General features: G+C 72.0%; 12 protein-coding genes. 11 read left to right on the top strand and 1 reads right to left on the bottom strand.

Annotated elements, in window-relative coordinates:
- Window positions 1-64: 64 nt before the first annotated feature.
- The 5 genes from larE (at window position 65) to ABZV06_RS00400 (ending at window position 7,144) form a co-directional block, all read left to right on the top strand.
- The gene (gene larE, locus ABZV06_RS00420) at window positions 65-910 is read left to right on the top strand and encodes an ATP-dependent sacrificial sulfur transferase LarE (RefSeq protein WP_355617381.1); all 846 of its coding nucleotides are present in this window, start codon (window positions 65-67) and stop codon (window positions 908-910) included.
- Window positions 911-977: 67 nt separating this feature from the next.
- Window positions 978-3,302, top strand: coding sequence for an HAD-IB family hydrolase (locus ABZV06_RS00415; RefSeq protein WP_355236294.1), 2,325 nt, complete (start codon window positions 978-980; stop codon window positions 3,300-3,302).
- Window positions 3,299-4,576, top strand: a complete 1,278-nt coding sequence (locus ABZV06_RS00410; RefSeq protein ID WP_355617378.1) for a zinc-binding dehydrogenase — start codon at window positions 3,299-3,301, stop codon at window positions 4,574-4,576. The genes ABZV06_RS00415 and ABZV06_RS00410 overlap by 4 nt, the downstream gene beginning before the upstream one ends.
- 50 nt (window positions 4,577-4,626) lie before the next feature.
- Entirely contained in the window at window positions 4,627-6,204 is a 1,578-nt protein-coding gene (locus ABZV06_RS00405) for a lactate racemase domain-containing protein (protein WP_355236300.1), read from the top strand.
- A 13-nt stretch (window positions 6,205-6,217) separates the two neighbouring features.
- The gene (locus ABZV06_RS00400) at window positions 6,218-7,144 is read left to right on the top strand and encodes a lysophospholipid acyltransferase family protein (RefSeq protein ID WP_355236303.1); all 927 of its coding nucleotides are present in this window, start codon (window positions 6,218-6,220) and stop codon (window positions 7,142-7,144) included.
- A 175-nt stretch (window positions 7,145-7,319) separates the two neighbouring features.
- On the opposite strand, the gene ABZV06_RS00395 is transcribed toward ABZV06_RS00400, so the two are convergent.
- A complete protein-coding gene (locus ABZV06_RS00395) occupies window positions 7,320-7,772 on the bottom strand; it encodes a hypothetical protein (protein ID WP_355236306.1) in 453 nt (150 codons plus the stop codon).
- Between the two features lie 231 nt (window positions 7,773-8,003).
- Here ABZV06_RS00395 and ABZV06_RS00390 point away from each other — a divergent pair, with 231 nt between their 5' ends.
- From ABZV06_RS00390 to ABZV06_RS00365, 6 genes are read left to right on the top strand one after another with little or no spacing between them, the layout of a single operon-like run.
- The gene (locus ABZV06_RS00390; RefSeq protein ID WP_355236309.1) at window positions 8,004-9,542 is read left to right on the top strand and encodes an aldehyde dehydrogenase family protein; all 1,539 of its coding nucleotides are present in this window, start codon (window positions 8,004-8,006) and stop codon (window positions 9,540-9,542) included.
- The gene (locus tag ABZV06_RS00385; RefSeq protein ID WP_355236312.1) at window positions 9,539-10,669 is read left to right on the top strand and encodes an acyl-CoA dehydrogenase family protein; all 1,131 of its coding nucleotides are present in this window, start codon (window positions 9,539-9,541) and stop codon (window positions 10,667-10,669) included. Before ABZV06_RS00390 ends, ABZV06_RS00385 begins: the two co-directional genes overlap by 4 nt.
- Before the next feature lie 8 nt (window positions 10,670-10,677).
- A complete protein-coding gene (locus ABZV06_RS00380; RefSeq protein WP_355617375.1) occupies window positions 10,678-11,958 on the top strand; it encodes an aminotransferase class III-fold pyridoxal phosphate-dependent enzyme in 1,281 nt (426 codons plus the stop codon).
- A 1-nt stretch (window position 11,959) separates the two neighbouring features.
- Window positions 11,960-12,448, top strand: a complete 489-nt coding sequence (locus ABZV06_RS00375) for an SRPBCC family protein (protein ID WP_355617372.1) — start codon at window positions 11,960-11,962, stop codon at window positions 12,446-12,448.
- Window positions 12,449-12,450: 2 nt separating this feature from the next.
- Complete coding sequence (locus tag ABZV06_RS00370) at window positions 12,451-12,963, top strand: hypothetical protein (RefSeq protein ID WP_355617369.1); 513 nt, start codon at window positions 12,451-12,453, stop codon at window positions 12,961-12,963.
- Window positions 12,963-15,794, top strand: coding sequence for an FAD-dependent oxidoreductase (locus tag ABZV06_RS00365; RefSeq protein ID WP_355617366.1), 2,832 nt, complete (start codon window positions 12,963-12,965; stop codon window positions 15,792-15,794). Before ABZV06_RS00370 ends, ABZV06_RS00365 begins: the two co-directional genes overlap by 1 nt.
- The last annotated feature ends 6 nt before the right edge of the window (window positions 15,795-15,800 follow it).

Raw genomic sequence — 15,800 nt, 5'->3', positions numbered from 1 at the left:
TGCGAATCCTAGGTCGATGAATTCCGGTGCGGACACCTCACGCTCCTTCCAGTACTGTCGAGCTGTGAGACCTGATGATTGGGCCTGGGGGGCCGCGGATCAGCTCGTCGCGGAATTCACACGATACGGCAAGACGCTCGTCGCTTTCTCCGGTGGCGTGGACTCGAGCGTCGCCCTGGCGGCGGCGGTGCGGGCCCTGGCGCCGGCCGATGTCGCTGCGGTGACGGCGGTTTCGGCCGCGGTGCCCGCCGCGGAGGTGACCGCCGCCCGCGACTTCTGCGCCCGGCTCGGCGTGGCGCACCACGTGCTCGGCACGCGCGAGTTGGAGGTCGAGGGTTACCGCGAGAACGGCCCCCGCCGCTGCTACTTCTGCAAGAGCACACTCATCGACACGGTGCGCGAGCTGGCCGACCGGCTCGGCTTCGCGACCGTGGTGACCGGCACCAACGCCTCGGACGTGGCGGCCGGCTTCCGCCCCGGGATCGCCGCGGCCGCCGAGCGTGCGGCCCGCACGCCGCTGGCGGACCTCGGGTTGGACAAACCGGCGGTACGCGCGATAGCCGGGCTCTGGGAGCTCGACACGGCCGCCAAGCCGGCAGCCGCCTGCCTGGCCAGCCGCATCGCGTACGGCGTGCCCATCTCGCCGGCCCGACTGGCCCGGGTGGAGCTGGCCGAGCTGGCCGCGCACCGCGTGCTGGACCCGCACGGGGTGGTCGACCTGCGGGTCCGTGACCTGGGCGACGGCGTCCGTCTGGAGGTCGACGCGCCCGTCGTGGAGCGGGCCCGCTCCGACCAGCGGCTCGCGGCGGCGATCCGCGCGGCCGGGTTTCCCGACGTGCCGCTCACCGTGGAGGCGTTCCGCTCCGGATCGATGAACGAGCTGCTCGCCGACCCGGATCGTTGGCGCTGACGGAGGGCGCGGTTTTTCCCCGAATCGGTGGGCTGACGCGCGGCCCGAATGACGCTATCCTCATCTGGTGAATTACAACCCGGGTGACCGACCCGCCACGCCGAACTGGTCTCTCGACGGTGCTCACGTCCTGCTCACCGGTGTCACCGGGTTCCTGGGGCAGGCATCGCTGGAGCGGCTGCTCGCCGACCATCCCAACACCCGGGTGACGGTCCTGGTGCGCGGGCGCGGCGCGACGTCGGGCGCCGACCGCGTCGCCGGGTTGGCGCGCAAGCCGGTGTTCCGCACGCTGCGTCGCCGGATCGGCGGACCGGCGCTCGCGCAGTTGCTGGCCGAGCGGGTCAGCGTTCTCGAGGGTGACCTCACCGACTCGGTTCCGGCGCTGCCCGACGACCTGACCGCCGTCCTGCACTGTGCGTCCACCGTGTCCTTCGACCCGCCGATCGACGACGCGTTCCAGGTCAACGTCGGCGGCCTGGTCAACCTCTACGACGCGGTGGTCGCGCTGCCGCGACGTCCGCACGTGGTCCACGTCTCCACGGCGTACGTGGCCGGCGCCCGCAAGGGCGTGGTGCCCGAGGCCCCGCTGGACCACGACGTCGACTGGCAGGCCGAGCTGACCGCCGCGCTGGCCGCCCGCGCCGAGGTGGAGCGCGCTTCCCGCCGCCCCGAGGCGCTGCGCGCGCTGTTGGCCGAGGCCCGCGCCGAGCACGGCAAGGCGGGCCCGCAGGCGACGGCGCGGGCCGCCGAGGAGGCGCGGCGTCGCAAGGTGACCGAGCGGCTGGTCGACTACGGCCGACTGCGGGCGCACAGCGTCGGCTGGCCGGACGTCTACACGTTCACCAAGGCCCTGGGGGAGCGGGTCGCCGAGCAGTACGCCCGCGACGAGGGATTGCGCCTCTCCGTGGTGCGCCCGGCGATCGTGCAGAGCGCTCTGCGTCATCCGTTCCCCGGGTGGTTCGACTCCTTCAAGATGGTGGATCCGATCATCCTGTCGTACGGGCGCGGCACACTTCCGGACTTCCCGGGCCTGCCCGACGCGGTGGTGGACATCGTCCCCATCGACCTCGTCACCAACGCCCTGCTGGCGGTCGCGGCCGTCGAGCCGGAACCCGCCGCGCCGGTCTACTACCACGTCGGCACCGGCGCACGGAACCCGCTCACCCAGCGCCAGCTCGACGAGAACATCCGCAACTACTTCCGTCGTCACCCGCTACCCGAGGCCGGTCGCGGCCACATCGCCGTGCCGACGTGGCGCTTTCCCGGCGCGAGCCAGATCGAGCGCAAATTGCGTGCCGGCGAGCGCGCCGTCTCGTTCGCCGAACGGGCGTTGCTGCGGCTTCCGGCGTCACCGCGCACCCGTGACTGGATGACGAAGGTGCACAAGGAGACCAAGCGGATCGAGTCGCTGCGCCGGCTGTCCGACCTGTACGGCGTCTACACCGAGGTCGAGGCCATCTACACCGATGGCAACGTGCTGGCGCTGCACCGCCAGTTGCCCGACGAGGTGGTCAGCCGGGGCAGCTTCGACGTCGCCGAGGTGGACTGGCCGCACTACCTCCAGGAGGTGCACTGCCCGGCCATCACCGCCCTGCTGCGGCAGTCGGTGACGCGGCGTTCCCGCTCCACCCGGCGCGGGCCGCTGCCCGAGGGCCGCGACACCGTGGCGGTCTTCGACCTGGAGGGCACGGTGGTGGCGTCCAACCTCATCGAGACCTTCCTGTGGGCCCGCCTGTCCGACCGGCCGAAGGGCGGCTGGGCCCGGGAGTTCGCCGCGCTCGCCGGCGCCGCGCCGCGCTACCTGCGCGCCGAGCAGCGCAGTCGCGGCGAGTTCATCCGGACCTTCATGCGGCGGTACGCCGGTGCCTCCGAGGAGGCCCTGCGCGACCTGATCCAGGAGCGGATGGGTGACGCGTTGCTGCGCCGGGCGTTGCCGGAGGCGATCCGACAGATCCGCGCGCACCGGGCGGCCGGTCACCGCACCATCCTGATCACCGGTACCGCGGACATCCTCATCGAATCGCTGCGGCCGCTCTTCGACGACGTGGTCGCGAGCCGCCTGCACGTACGCGACGGCGTGCTGACCGGCTTCCTGGCCTCGCCGCCCCTGGTGGGCGAGGCCCGGCTGGCCTGGCTCCGCCACCACGCCGACGACATCGGCGCGGACCTGAGCAGCTCCTACGCGTACGGCGACAGCTTCTCCGACCGATCACTTCTTGAGGGGGTGGGCAACCCGGTGGCAGTCAACCCCGATCCCAAGCTGTACCGCCATGCCAAGCGCCAGAACTGGCGCATCGAGGAGTGGGGCGGTCACACGGTGGGGGCCGTCGAGACCATGGTCGAGCTGACCACCTCGGCTGCCGGCCCCGGCGCGCGGGGAGCGGCCCGATGATGCCGGCCCTGGAGTACCGCCAGTCGACTCCTCGCTTCCTCGCCGCCCGTGGCGCCAGCTCCACCAAGCTCGGCGGTCGGATGTCCGGCGTGCTGGCCAGCAACGTGGCGCCGCTTCGCCTGGTGCACCGGGCCGAGCCCAGCCTGCCCTCCGGTGGTGATTGGGTCCGCCTGCGACCGCTGCTGTCGGGCATCTGCGGCTCGGACGTCAGCCTGCTGACGGGCCGCTCCTCGCCGTACTTCGGCGCGGTCGTGTCGATGCCGTTCGTGCCCGGGCACGAGGTGGTCGCGGAGACCCTGGACGACCTGCCCGGCCTGCCCAAGGGCAGTCGCGTGGTGGTCGACCCGGTGCTGTCCTGCGCGGTGCGCGGTGGGGAGCCCTGTCGCTGGTGCGTCGCCGGGCAGCACAGCCGGTGCGACCGGGTCACCGCCGGCCGCGTCTCCGCCGGCCTGCAGACCGGCTACTGCACCGACACCGGCGGTGGCTGGGGTCGGCAGATGGTCGCCCACGCCGCCCAGCTGCACGCCGTACCGGACACGTTGGACGACCGCCGTGCGGTGCTCGTCGAGCCGTTGTCCTGCGCGGTGCACTCGGTGCGCCGGGCGCAGGTGCCGGAGGGGGCGGCGGTGCTGATCGTCGGCGCCGGCACGGTCGGCCTACTGACCCTGCTGGCGCTGCGCGCCCTGACCAAGGCGGGCCCGATCTACGTGGTCGCCAAGCACGCGCACCAGCACGCTCGGGCGCGCGAGCTCGGTGCCACCGAGGTGTTCCAGCCGTCGCGCGCGGCTCGTGCGGTGCGCCGCGCCTGTGGCGGCACGCTGGAGCAGCCGATGATCGGCGGTGACTTCCTCCTCGGCGGGGCGGATGTCGCGTTCGAGTGCACCGGTGCCGGGGCCGGTCTGGACATGGCGCTGCGGCTGGTCCGGGCGGGTGGCACGGTGCTGCTCTCCGGGATGCCCTCCGGCGGCGTGGACCTGACGCCCGTGTGGTTCCGGGAGCTGAACCTCGTGGGGTCGTACGCCTCCAGCGGTCGCCCGGCCACCGGGACCACCACCGAGACCACCACCGCCGAGGCCGCGGCCGACGAGCAGGGGGCCGGCGAGCCCGCAGGCGGCACGTTCGCCGAGGCGATGGCGTTGGCCGCCGAGGCGCCCCTGGACGGCTACGTCGACGCGGTCTACCCCCTGTCGCGCTGGCGGGAGGCGCTCGGTCATGCCGCCAAGGCTGGGCAGTTGGGCGCCGTCAAGGTCGCCTTCGACCCCAGCCGCAACTGATCCACCAGCCGGACACACACGCACGAGCCGGAACGACGAGAGGACAATTCATGAGCAGACCTGGCTTCGTGCTCGAGGTCGACGAGCGTACGCCGCCGCTGCTCGTACACCAGGGGGAGGGCTTCCTCCTCGAGCGGTTCCCGCTCGGCACGCGGGTGGTGTACCCGCCGGACTCGCTTCCGCCCATCGCCAACGTCGACGCCGCCATCCAGCGTGCGCTGCTGCATCCGGTGGATTCCCCGCCGCTGCCCGACCTGCTCCGCCCCGGGATGCGACTGACGATCGTCTTCGACGACCTGTCGCTCCCGTTGCCGCAGATGCGCCCGCCGGACATCCGGCAGCGGGTGATCGAGAACGTGCTGGAACTCGCCGCCGAGGCGGGCGTGGACGACGTCGAGCTGATCGCCGCGAACTCGCTGCACCGGCGGATGACGCCGGCCGAGCTGAAGCGGATCGTCGGTGAGCGGGTCTTCCGGGCGTTCTTCCCCAAGCACCTGCGCAACCATGACGCCGAGGACCCGGACGGTCTGGTCCACCTCGGCACCACCCCGCACGGCGAGGACGTGGAGATCAATCGGCGGGCGGCCGAGAGCGATCTCATCGTGTACGCCAACATCAACCTCACGGCGATGAGCGGTGGCAGCAAGTCGGTCACCGTGGGGCTCGGCTCCTACAAGAGTCTGCGCCACCACCACAACGTCCACACGCTGCGCCACTCGCGGTCCTTCAACGACCCGCCGAACTCGGCCATGCACCACTCGTACGACCGGATGGCCGAGGTGCTGGGCGAGGCGGTCAAGGTCTTCACGGTCGAGACCACGCTCAACCTCGACTCGTTCCCCAACCACGTCGGCTTCCTCAACCGCCGGGAGTGGGAGTGGGGGATCGGTGACCAGCTCTCCTACCTGGCCGCCAAGCGGGCCAACGACCTGACGCCGCCCAAGCTGCGCCGGCGCGTCTGGCAGAACAACGACGCGCCGTACGGGGTGACCGGGGTCAACGCGGGCCGTCCGGACTCGGTCCACCCGCTCACCCTCGCCAACGTGCACCGTCAGCAGCTCACCGAGGTGCAGGGTCAGAGTGACATCGGTGTCTGGGGCCTGCCCTTCATCTGCCCGTACAACGTCAACTCGATCATGAATCCGATCCTGGTGATGTCGCTGGGCCTGGGCTACTTCTTCAACCTCTACCGCAACCAGCCCATCGTGCGGCGCGGTGGAGTCGGCATCTTCTACCACCCGATGCCGAAGGAGTTCCACCCGGTGCACCACCCCAGCTACATCGACTTCTTCGAGGAGGTCCTGCCGCAGACCACCGACCCGGCGGCGATCGAGGCGAAGTACGAGCAGCAGTACGCGCAGGACCCCTGGTACCGGCACCTGTACCGGACCAGCTACGCGTACCACGGCGTGCACCCGTTCTACATGTGGTACTGGGGAGCGCACGCGATGGAGCACCTGGGCGACGTGATCTTCGTAGGCGCCGACCGGAAGACGGCGGCGGTGATGGGCTTCCGGGCGGCCTCCTCGCTCGCCGACGCGCTGGAGATGGCACGCGACACCGTCGGGTCGAGCCCGAGCATCACCTACCTGCACGCCCCGCCGGTGACGTTGGCGGACGTCCGATGACCCGGGAGGCGATGTGCGCCTGATCGACGAGGTGAGGCTGCTGCGCGGGCGTCGCGACTGGCGTGGCCGGGCCACCACCCCGCGCTCCGCCGAGCCGTACGAGGTTCGCCGCGAGCGTGCCGAGTTCCCCACCGCCTGGGCCCGCACCCGGGCGGCCGGGGCGGTCCGCTTCGGCCTGCAGCGGGGCGTGCTCAAGTCGATTGCCTGGACCCAGACCCACCCGGTCGTCCGCGGCACGGAATACCTGGACGGGTTGCAGGGCCCCGCCGTCTTCGTCTCCAACCACGCGAGTCACCTGGACACGCCGCTGATCCTCGGCTCGGTGCCGCGCCGGTTCGCGCGGCGGCTGGCCGTCGGCGCGGCGGCCGACTACTTCTTCGACGCGCGCTGGCGCGCCGTCGTGACGTCGCTGGTCTTCAACGCGTTCCCGATCGAGCGTCAGGGCGATCGTCGGCTGCGCAGTCTCGCCACCAAGCTGCTCGGCGACGGCTGGAGCCTGCTGCTCTTCCCGGAGAGCAGTCGGTCCACCGACGGTTGGATGAGCGGGATGCGGCTGGGCGCCGCGCACCTGTGCTGCACGCACAACGTGCCGGCGGTGCCGGTCGCGCTGCGGGGGACGTTCGGTGCCATGCCGCGGGGCCGGAACTGGCCGGTGCCCGGCCGGCGCACGGTGGTGGTGCGCTACGGCCGGCCGCTGTGGCCCCGCGAGGGCGAGGGGGCGCGGGCTTTCCACGAGCGCATGTCCGCCGCCATCGGTCGTCTGTGGGTGGAGGAGGAGGTCGGCTGGTACCAGTCGCTGCGTACCCCGCCAGCCGCCGCGGTCGCCTCCACCACCGGGCCGCAGGCCGCCGAGTGGCGGCGGTTGTGGGAGTCGACCCGCCCGCTGCCCGCGGCCGACGGCCGGCCCGCCCGCCGGATCTGGCCGGCCAGCCGGTCCTGACCGTCAGGCGCAGCGGGCGGCCGGCGGTGACCCTTCGGTCACCTGGCTGGGGACGGATGCCGTCGTCAGCGGTATACCTCAGAGTCATGAATATGACTCTGAGGTATACCGCTCACCAGCACATCGGCACGGCGCACAGCACAGCGGATGACCAGCGCCGTTCGGCCGAGCCGGGCTACGGCCGCTCGCGTGGCAGATCGGCGCGTGCCTGACCGGCGGCGGCGTTACCGGCCGGGAGCCGGTAGGCGGCGAAGAAGATCGCCAGTCCCACCACGACGGTGACTGCCAGCAGAGCGTTCTCCGCGACGCTGTCCACGATCGGCAACGCCTCCGCGTGGGCCACGTGGTACAGCAGGTGTGGCGTGTTCGCGACGACCGAAGCGGCCGCTGCGGCGAGGCACAACTCCCGCACCGGCCGCGCGGCAGCCCACCCGAGGACCACCGCCAACGCCAGGTACGCGTAGCCCAGATCGGACAGCAGGTGCCCGTTGTACGGGCCACCGGCGGCCACCCACCCCGCGCCGAACGGGAACCAGTCGAAGAACCACCGTGGCGCCACGGCCGCCGGCACGCCGAGGGCGAGCATCTGCGCCGCCAGTACAGATGAGCCGATCCGAATCCACCGCATGGGGCTCTTCCTCTGCGCTTCTGCCTCGTCTGTCGGCATCTTGCCTCTGCTCAAAGGTTCGTTGACACCCTTCAACGTGGGCATCTATGGTTCGACCGTTCCTCGGCCAATGAATTAGTAGCACAGACTCGCTCACGGGAGGGGGCTGAGACGTTGCGATCGTACGGGTCCTTCATTGCAGGTCAGGACGTTGCAGCGGACAAGTGGGTACATTGCCTGCGCGCCTCGGCGGTGCTCGACGACATGCTGCCCCAGCTTTCTCTCAAGCGTGACCTGGACCGCGGCCGGCGCCACGACGGCGACGACCACCCGAGCGTCCTGGCCCGCTGTGCGGTGGCCGACGACGCCGTGGTCGAGCGGGCCATCCAGGCCGCCGCGGCGGCGGCGCCCGTCTGGGGCGCGATGCCGCTTCAGGTACGGCTCCAGGTGGTGCACCGGCTGCACCAGGAGCTGCGCCGGCGGCACGACGAGGTGGTGGAAGTCCTCGTCCACGAGGGCCACCCCCGCGCGCTCGCCGAGTGGGAGCTGGCCGGCTGCCTGCACGGCACCAGCCCCGAGACGATCGGGCTGTGCGCCGAGCAGATGCACCGGGAGTACGAGGACGCGAACCGGCGCCTGCTGGTGGTCCGCAAGCCGGACGGCGTCGTCGCGCTGAGCCCACCGCAGAACGCGGCGGCGGTCAACTCGCTGCTCGGCGTGCCCGCGCTCGCGGCCGGCAACGCGCTCGTCGTCAAGGCGCCGCGCGGGAGCCCCTACGGCGTGATGTACGTGTTGCGCGAGATCGTGGCGCCGATCCTCGACGAGGTCGGTGCCCCACCCGGCACCCTGAACGTCGTCTGCGGCCCGCCCAAGCGGATCCTCGACCAGTTCCTGGCCAGCCCGCTCGTCGACGACATCTTCTACTTCGGCAGCAGTGAGCTCGGCATCCCGCTCGGCGAGGACGCGGTACGCCGGGGCAAGAAGCCGATTCTGGAGCTGGCCGGCAACGACGGCTGCGTGGTGTGGCACGACGCGGATCTCGACCGTGCCGCCGAGGCGCTCACCGAGAGTTTCTTCGGGTCCGGGCAGATCTGCATGGTGCCCAACTACGTGGTGGCCCACCCGGCCATCGCGGACCGCCTGCTGGCCCGCCTGATCAGCCACGCCCGCAAGATCCGGCCCGGTCACCCCGAGGACCCGGACGTCCTGCTGTCGCCGGTGCTCAAGAGTGACCAGTTCAATCGGTACGTCGAGCAGGCCACCGAGAACGGCGCCGAGGTGCTCGCCGGCGGCAACCGGATGGAGCTGGACGGCTCGATCTCGTCCACCGGGGTGTTCGTCGAGCCGACAGTCCTGCGGGTCAACGGCCTGGCCGAGGCCCGGGCGGTGTGGGCGGTGGCCCGGGAGACCTTCTTCCCGCTGCTGCCGGTGGTGGTGCCCGACCCGGACCACGGCGACGGCCTGCTCGACGATGTCATCGACTTCCTCAACGCCAACGAGTACGCCCTGCGTAACTCCGTCTGGACCGGCGACGACTCCACCATCGAGCAGTTCGTCGCGCGGGTGCACAACGGCGGCCTGCTCAAGATCAATGATTCGCACATCGGCTTCGTCCCGTACCTGTCCACCCACGGCGGCGCCGGCCTGACCGGCGGCCCGCTGGGCGAGAGCAACTATCCGATGCTGCGTACGTCGCACCTACAAGGGATCAGCATCGGCCGCGACGTCCAACCACGGCGGGCGGCGCTCGCCTCCCCGCTACGTGCCGAGCAGGAGGGTCTGGCCGCATGAGTTTCCTCGATACCGAGCGGGATACCTGCGAGGCGTTGCTTCCAGGCCTGCTCAAGAGGTTGGGCGAGTTTCCGCTGATGGAGCTGGAACGTCGGGGCGGCCCGGGTGTCGCCCTCTTCCGGGAGGCCGGGGGCGCGGGTCTGGTGGTGCCCAAGACGTACCACGGGCTCGGTGCCTCCGCGCTCCAGGCCGTGCGGGTCACCCGCGCCCTGGCCGCCCAGGCGCCGTCACTGGCGGTCGCCACCACGATGCACCAGTTCTCGGTCGCCGGCCTGGTGGCTCTGGCCAGGGCGAACGTGGGATTCGAGTGGATGCTGCTGGAGGCGGTCGCCACCGACCGCCGGCTGGTCGCGTCCGGCTTCGCCGAGGGGCACGCCGGTCGCGGCATCCTGACGCCCACCATGACGGCCCGGCGGGACGGCAAGAACTGGCGGGTCACCGGCGCGAAGCGGCCGTGCAGCCTCTCCGCCTCGATGGACCTGCTGACCGCGAGCGTCGCCGTGCCCACCGAGGACGGCGGTACCCGCCTGGGTGTGGCGCTCATCCCGGCGGAGTCGCCGGGCATCACGATCGAGCCGTTCTGGGCGTCGTCGGTGCTCACCGGCGCCGAGTCCGACGCCGTGCTGCTCGACGACGTCGAGGTGCACCCAGACCTGTTCGTCTACCCGGAGGTCGCGCTCGACGGCCAGCTCGACGACTTGCAGACCGTCGGGTTCGTCTGGTTCCAGCTCCTGGTGACCGCGTGCTACCTGGGAGTGGCGTCGGCGCTGGTGGAGCGCGCGATCACGAGCGGCCGAGGGCCAATCACCGAACGGGCGGACGTCGCGACCGCCGTGCAGGGCGCGGCGATCATGTTGGACGGCGCGGCACGGAGCCTCGACGACGGTGACGGCGGCAACGACGCCCTCGGCCGGGCGCTCGTGGTGCGGTTCGCCGCAGCCAACGCGATCGCCTCCGCCGTACGGGGCGCGGTGGATCTGCTCGGTGGGATGGCGTTCATCTCGTCGCCCGAGGTGGCCTACCTTTCGGCCGCGTCGCACGCGGTCGCCTTCCACCCGCCGTCGCGCGTGAGCGCCGCCGCGGAACTGACGGCCTGGTTCGGCGGCCAGCCGCTCGTGGTGAGCTAGGGGGAGTGGTGACCAGCAGCGTAGAGACCGATCACCAGGTCCGGGACCAGGTCCGGAACAACTACCGACGGTTCCTGTCCCGGGGCCGCGCCAAGCTCGGCGACATGTTCGGCGGACACGTCGAGGTCGGTTCCGAGGGCGCGTGGGTGTACACGTCGGACGGCGACCGTTTCCTCAACGTGGGTGGGTACGGCGTGTTCCTTCACGGCGCCCGGCATCCGGCCGTGGTCGCCGCCGTCATCGCGCAGATCCAGAGCCATCCGATAGCGACCCGGATGATGCTGGAGCCGTCGGTGGCCGACGCCGCGGCGGCGCTCGTCGCGGTGGCGCCTCCCGGCCTCACCCGGGTGCACTTCGCGGGCTCCGGCGCGGAGGCGGTGGAGGCGGCCATCAAGATGGCGCGCGTCCAGGGCCGGCGCAGGCTCGTCTCGACGGTGGGCGGCTACCACGGCAAGACCATGGGCGCCCTGTCCGTCACCGGGCAGGATCTCTACCAGCGACCCTTCCGCCCGCTGTTGCCGGACGTCACCCACGTTCCGTACGGGGACGCCGAGGCGCTGGGCGTCGTGCTGGCCGACGGACCGCCCGCCTGCGTGATCATGGAGCCGGTGCAGGGTGAGGGCGGGGTGGTGATCCCACCGCCCGGCTACCTGCGCGAGGTGTCCCGACTGTGCCGGGAGCACGGCGCGTTCCTGGTGCTCGACGAGATCCTGACCGGCGTCGGCCGTCTCGGTCACTGGTGGGGCGCCCTCCGCGAGGGCGTGACACCGGACGTGCTGCTGGCCGGCAAGAGCCTGTCCGGAGGCATCGTGCCGGTCTCCGCCGTGGTCGCCACCGCCGAGGCTTTCCAGGCCTTCGACAAGGACCCGTTCCTGCACACGTCGACCTTCTCCGGCGCGCCGATCGCGATGGCCGCCACCCGCGCGGCGATCGCGGCCGTCACCGAGGAGGGGCTGGTCGACCGCTCGGCGACACTCGGCGCCGAGTTGTTGGCCCGCCTGCGAGCGGTGACCGCCGGGTACCCGCACCTCGTGCGCGAGGTACGCGGCGTCGGGCTGCTGATCGGCGTGGAGTTCGCCGGTCCGGGGCTGGCGGGCGAGGCGATCCTCGAACTCCTCAACGCCCGGGTGATCGTGAACCACTCGCTGAACGCCAGCGCGGTGCTGCGCCTCACTCCACCCGCGGTGCTCTCCGGCGACGAGGTCGCCCTCCTGGTCGACGCGTTCGACGGCGCGCTGCGCACGCTCGGCCACCGCTATCCGACAGCAGACCGGCTGGGGGTCCACTGACATGCGAAGGGTCGAGATTCAGGCGTTCCTACCTGGTGGGGACGGCTCCACGGTGTTCGACCAACTGGTCGACTTCGAACGTTATCCGCAGCTGGTCGACGTGGTCCAGGCCGTGACGGTGCAGACGCCGGCAGGCGAGCGACGGATCGTCAGCTCGTGGGAGGTCCTGTTCCGCAACGGCATCCTCGCCTGGACCGAGGCCGACGAACTGGACCGCGACCGTCTCTCGATCGAGTTCGACCAGATCGACGGTGACTTCGACGAGTTCTCCGGCGCCTGGACGCTGCGCCAGGACCCGGACGGGGTGGCGATGACGTTCGTGGCGAATTTCGACTTCGGCGTGCCCAGCCTCGCCAGCATCATCGACCCGGTCGCCGAGCGGGTGCTCACCGAGACGATCCACCACGTTCTCCGTGGATTGTTCCCGGCGGTCGTCATCCCGGACGGCGTCCTGGCGACCGCGGCGGCGGGCACCATCGGGAGGGACTGACGATGGACCAGCAGAACACGTTCGACACGCCGACGATCGCCCGGCTGCACCGCGCGGAGTACTTCGCGGGGCTCGCGCTGGCGAGTGGCCTCTTCATCGCGCACTGGGGCGAGATCCGGTGGCTGCCGGCGATCGGCCTGTTCCTCTACATCGACCTGATCGGTTACATCCCCGGCGCGATCGCCTACCACCGCAGCCCCGACGGGCGGATTCCGAAGGCGTACTACGTTCTCTACAACAGCATGCACAGCCTGCTCAGCGCCGGCCTGGTGGTGGCGCTGTGGGCCTGGCTGATCGGGCCCGAGTGGGCGCTGCTGGCCGTACCGATCCACCTCTTCGGTGACCGTTCGCTCTTCGGCAACCAGCTCAAGCCCTTCGGTGTGCCGTTCGAGCCCAGGCGCCTGCCCGCCTTCGACGCGCTGCTGCGCGAGGTGACCGGGCGTCCGTCGCCGTCGCGTGTCGCCGACGTACCGGCTGGCGCGCCGGCCACGTCGAGACCGACCTCGGTGATCTGATGAGCCGGCCGGGCTCCGCGCCGAGCGGTTGGCAGCGTGACGACCCACGGGTCGCACGTCAGCCCGCCCTCGCCGACGACGACGAGGCGTCCGTCGTGATCGTCGGTGGCGGCCTGGCCGGGCTCGCGCTGGCCTACCACCTGACGAACCACCTGCCCGCGAGCGACATCCTGGTGCTGGAGGCCACCGAGGTCGGCGCGGGCGCGAGCGGGCACAGCACGGGCATCGTCGGCCCCGGGGTCGGCGGCCCGGTCACCAAGCTGGTCAAACGGTACGGGCGGGACCAGGCCCGGAACATGTTCGCCGCCACGGTCGACGGGATCGCCGCGCTGCGGCGGCTGGCCCGGGCACTGCCGGACGGCTGCGAGCTGACCGAGGGTTTCCAACTCGTGGCGGCGTCGGCGCCCGCACACGCCGGGTCGCTTCGTCGCCAGGCGCAGACCCTGGTCGACCTCGGCTTCGACGCCTCCTACCTGGACCGCGACGCCACCATCGAACGGCTGGGCAGCGTCCGCTACCACGGCGCGTTGTGCTATCCCGACATGGCGCTGATCAACCCGTGGCTGCTGGTCCAGGCACTCCGGGCGGCGCTGCGCACGGCCGGGGTGCGCATCGCCGAGAACACGCCGGTCACCGCGATCACCGGCGGAGACCCGGTCACGGTGACGGCCGGCGGACATCGGGTACGCGCCAGACGGGTCGCCCTGACCACCGACGGTTTCACCACCGGGCTGGGACTGTTCAGCCGCAACGTCGCGGTGATCCGTACCCATGTCCTGCGCACCGAACCCGTGCCCGCCCACCTGCTCGCGCAGACCGGCTGGGACGGACGCGGCGCCGCCATCGACAGCCGCTCGTTCTTCAACTACCTGCGGATGACCGCACGCGGCCGGCTGCTGTTCGGCGGTGGTCCCGCCCTGCTGGAGCCGCGCGTGGACGAGCGTGGCATCGCCGCGGTACGGGACCGGCTGGTACGCGAACTCGCCGCGACCTTCCCGGCGCTGGCGGACGTGCCGGTGAGCGACTTCTGGTCCGGCGTCACGGCATCCACGTTTGACCGGCTGCCCATCGTCGGTCCGGTGCCGGGCCAGCCGGGCGTGTGGTTCGCCGGCGCGTGGTGCGGACACGGCCTGGCTCTCTCCGCGCTCACGGCCGAGCTGCTCGCCCCCCGGCTGGCCGACGGCTCGAAGCCGGAGGCGGTCGACCCGACCGCGCCGCTGCCCGAGCTGCCCTGGCTGCGCAGCAGCGCGGGCCTCATGCCGACGGGTCGGGTCGGCAACCTGCTGCTGGCCGGCTACCTCCGCGGACTGGACGCGGCCGACAAGATCGCCCCCGCCCGGCCAACTCCCACGACGTCGGCCGGGCCGACGCAGGCCGCCGGGCCCACCCGGCCGTCGGCCGCTGCGACAGCGTCGCCGGTAGGTACGGCCGAGGTGCCGCCGGCCCTGGACGTCGAGCTGCCCGCCCCGGTCGCGGGGCCGCCGGCGGCGGTCACGGGCGGCTCGGTCGTGGCCGGGAACCGTGCAGAGGAGCAGCAGGTCGACGTCGTGATCGTCGGGGCGCGGGTGGCGGGCTCGGCGCTGGCGGCCCGGCTCGCGGCAGCCGGCTTGTCGGTGGCGGTGTTCGACCGCGGTGACCTGCCCGCGCCGACCCTGTCCACGCACATCCTGCACGGCACCGAGGACCTGCGCGTCGAGGGCGTGTACGACACCGTCGTCGGGCTCGGTGTGCCGCCGCTGCACGACGTCCGGGTCCGGTTGGACGACGTGCGGCTGCACTTCCGCCACCCCGACGACCCCGGGTTGTGTCCGCCGCGGGACGTCCTCGACCAGGTCCTGCTGGACCGGGCGGTCGCCGCCGGCGCCAAGACCTCCACCGGCACCGCCGTCGTCGGTCTGCGACGCGGCTCCGACGGCACGGTGAACGGCGTGACAGTCCAGCGCGCCGACGGGTCGGTCCGGGACGTGTCGGCACGGCTGGTGATCGGCGCGGACGGCCGCAACTCGTCGGTGGCCCGCTGGGTGGGCGCCCGGCAGTACCTCACCGCGCGCAGCGAACGAGCCCTGCTCTGGCGGTACTTCACCGGCGTCCGGATTCCGCCGGCGCTGCTGTGGCACCGCATCGGGGTGCACATCGTCTCGATCCTGCCGACCGGCCCCGAGGACTTCGTGGTCATCGCACAACCGCCGGAACGCCTACAGGGCGAGCTGGCGGGTCGTGACGTGGCCGGGTTCCTGCGCCACGTGGGATCGGTCAGCCCAGAAGTGGCCCACCTCGCGGCCTCCGCCGAGCCGGTGGGGAACCTCAACCGGGTGGTGCGCTACCCGTGCTTCTTCCGGCAGCCGTTCGGGCCGGGCTGGGCTCTGGTGGGCGACGCCGGGCACGCCAAGGACGCCACCCTGGGTCACGGCATCAACGACGCGCTGCGCAACGCGCGTGGACTCGCGGCGGTGCTCACGGCGCACTGGGAGCGACCGGCGGCGCTGTCGTCGGGGCTGGCCCGGTGGGCCCGCGACCGGGACCGGGCCGAACTGCCGAACTACTGGTACGGCCAGGACATCGGTCGGGGCGGCAGGGTCACCGCGATGGAGCACGCGTTCCTCGCCGGCCTTCAGCGCGACCCACGGGCCGTGGGCCGTCTCGACGACGTGATGGGCGACCGGCTCGACGCGGACCGCCTGCTCACCCTGCCCCGGCTGGTGGGTGCCGTCACCCACCGGATCACCGGCGGCGAACCCGCCTCGACCGTCGGCCGCGAGGCCGTCGACCTTGTCCAGCTCGCGTGGGCGCGCCGACGCGCGGCGACCCGCCACGCTCCGTCCGCTCCCTGACCGGTG

The sequence above is a fragment of the Micromonospora sp. NPDC005172 genome (assembly GCF_040608555.1).
In the GTDB taxonomy this organism is placed as follows: Bacteria; Actinomycetota; Actinomycetes; order Mycobacteriales; family Micromonosporaceae; genus Micromonospora.
Note: the sequence above shows the minus strand (reverse complement) of the source record. Positions and strands in the feature narration are given on the sequence as shown.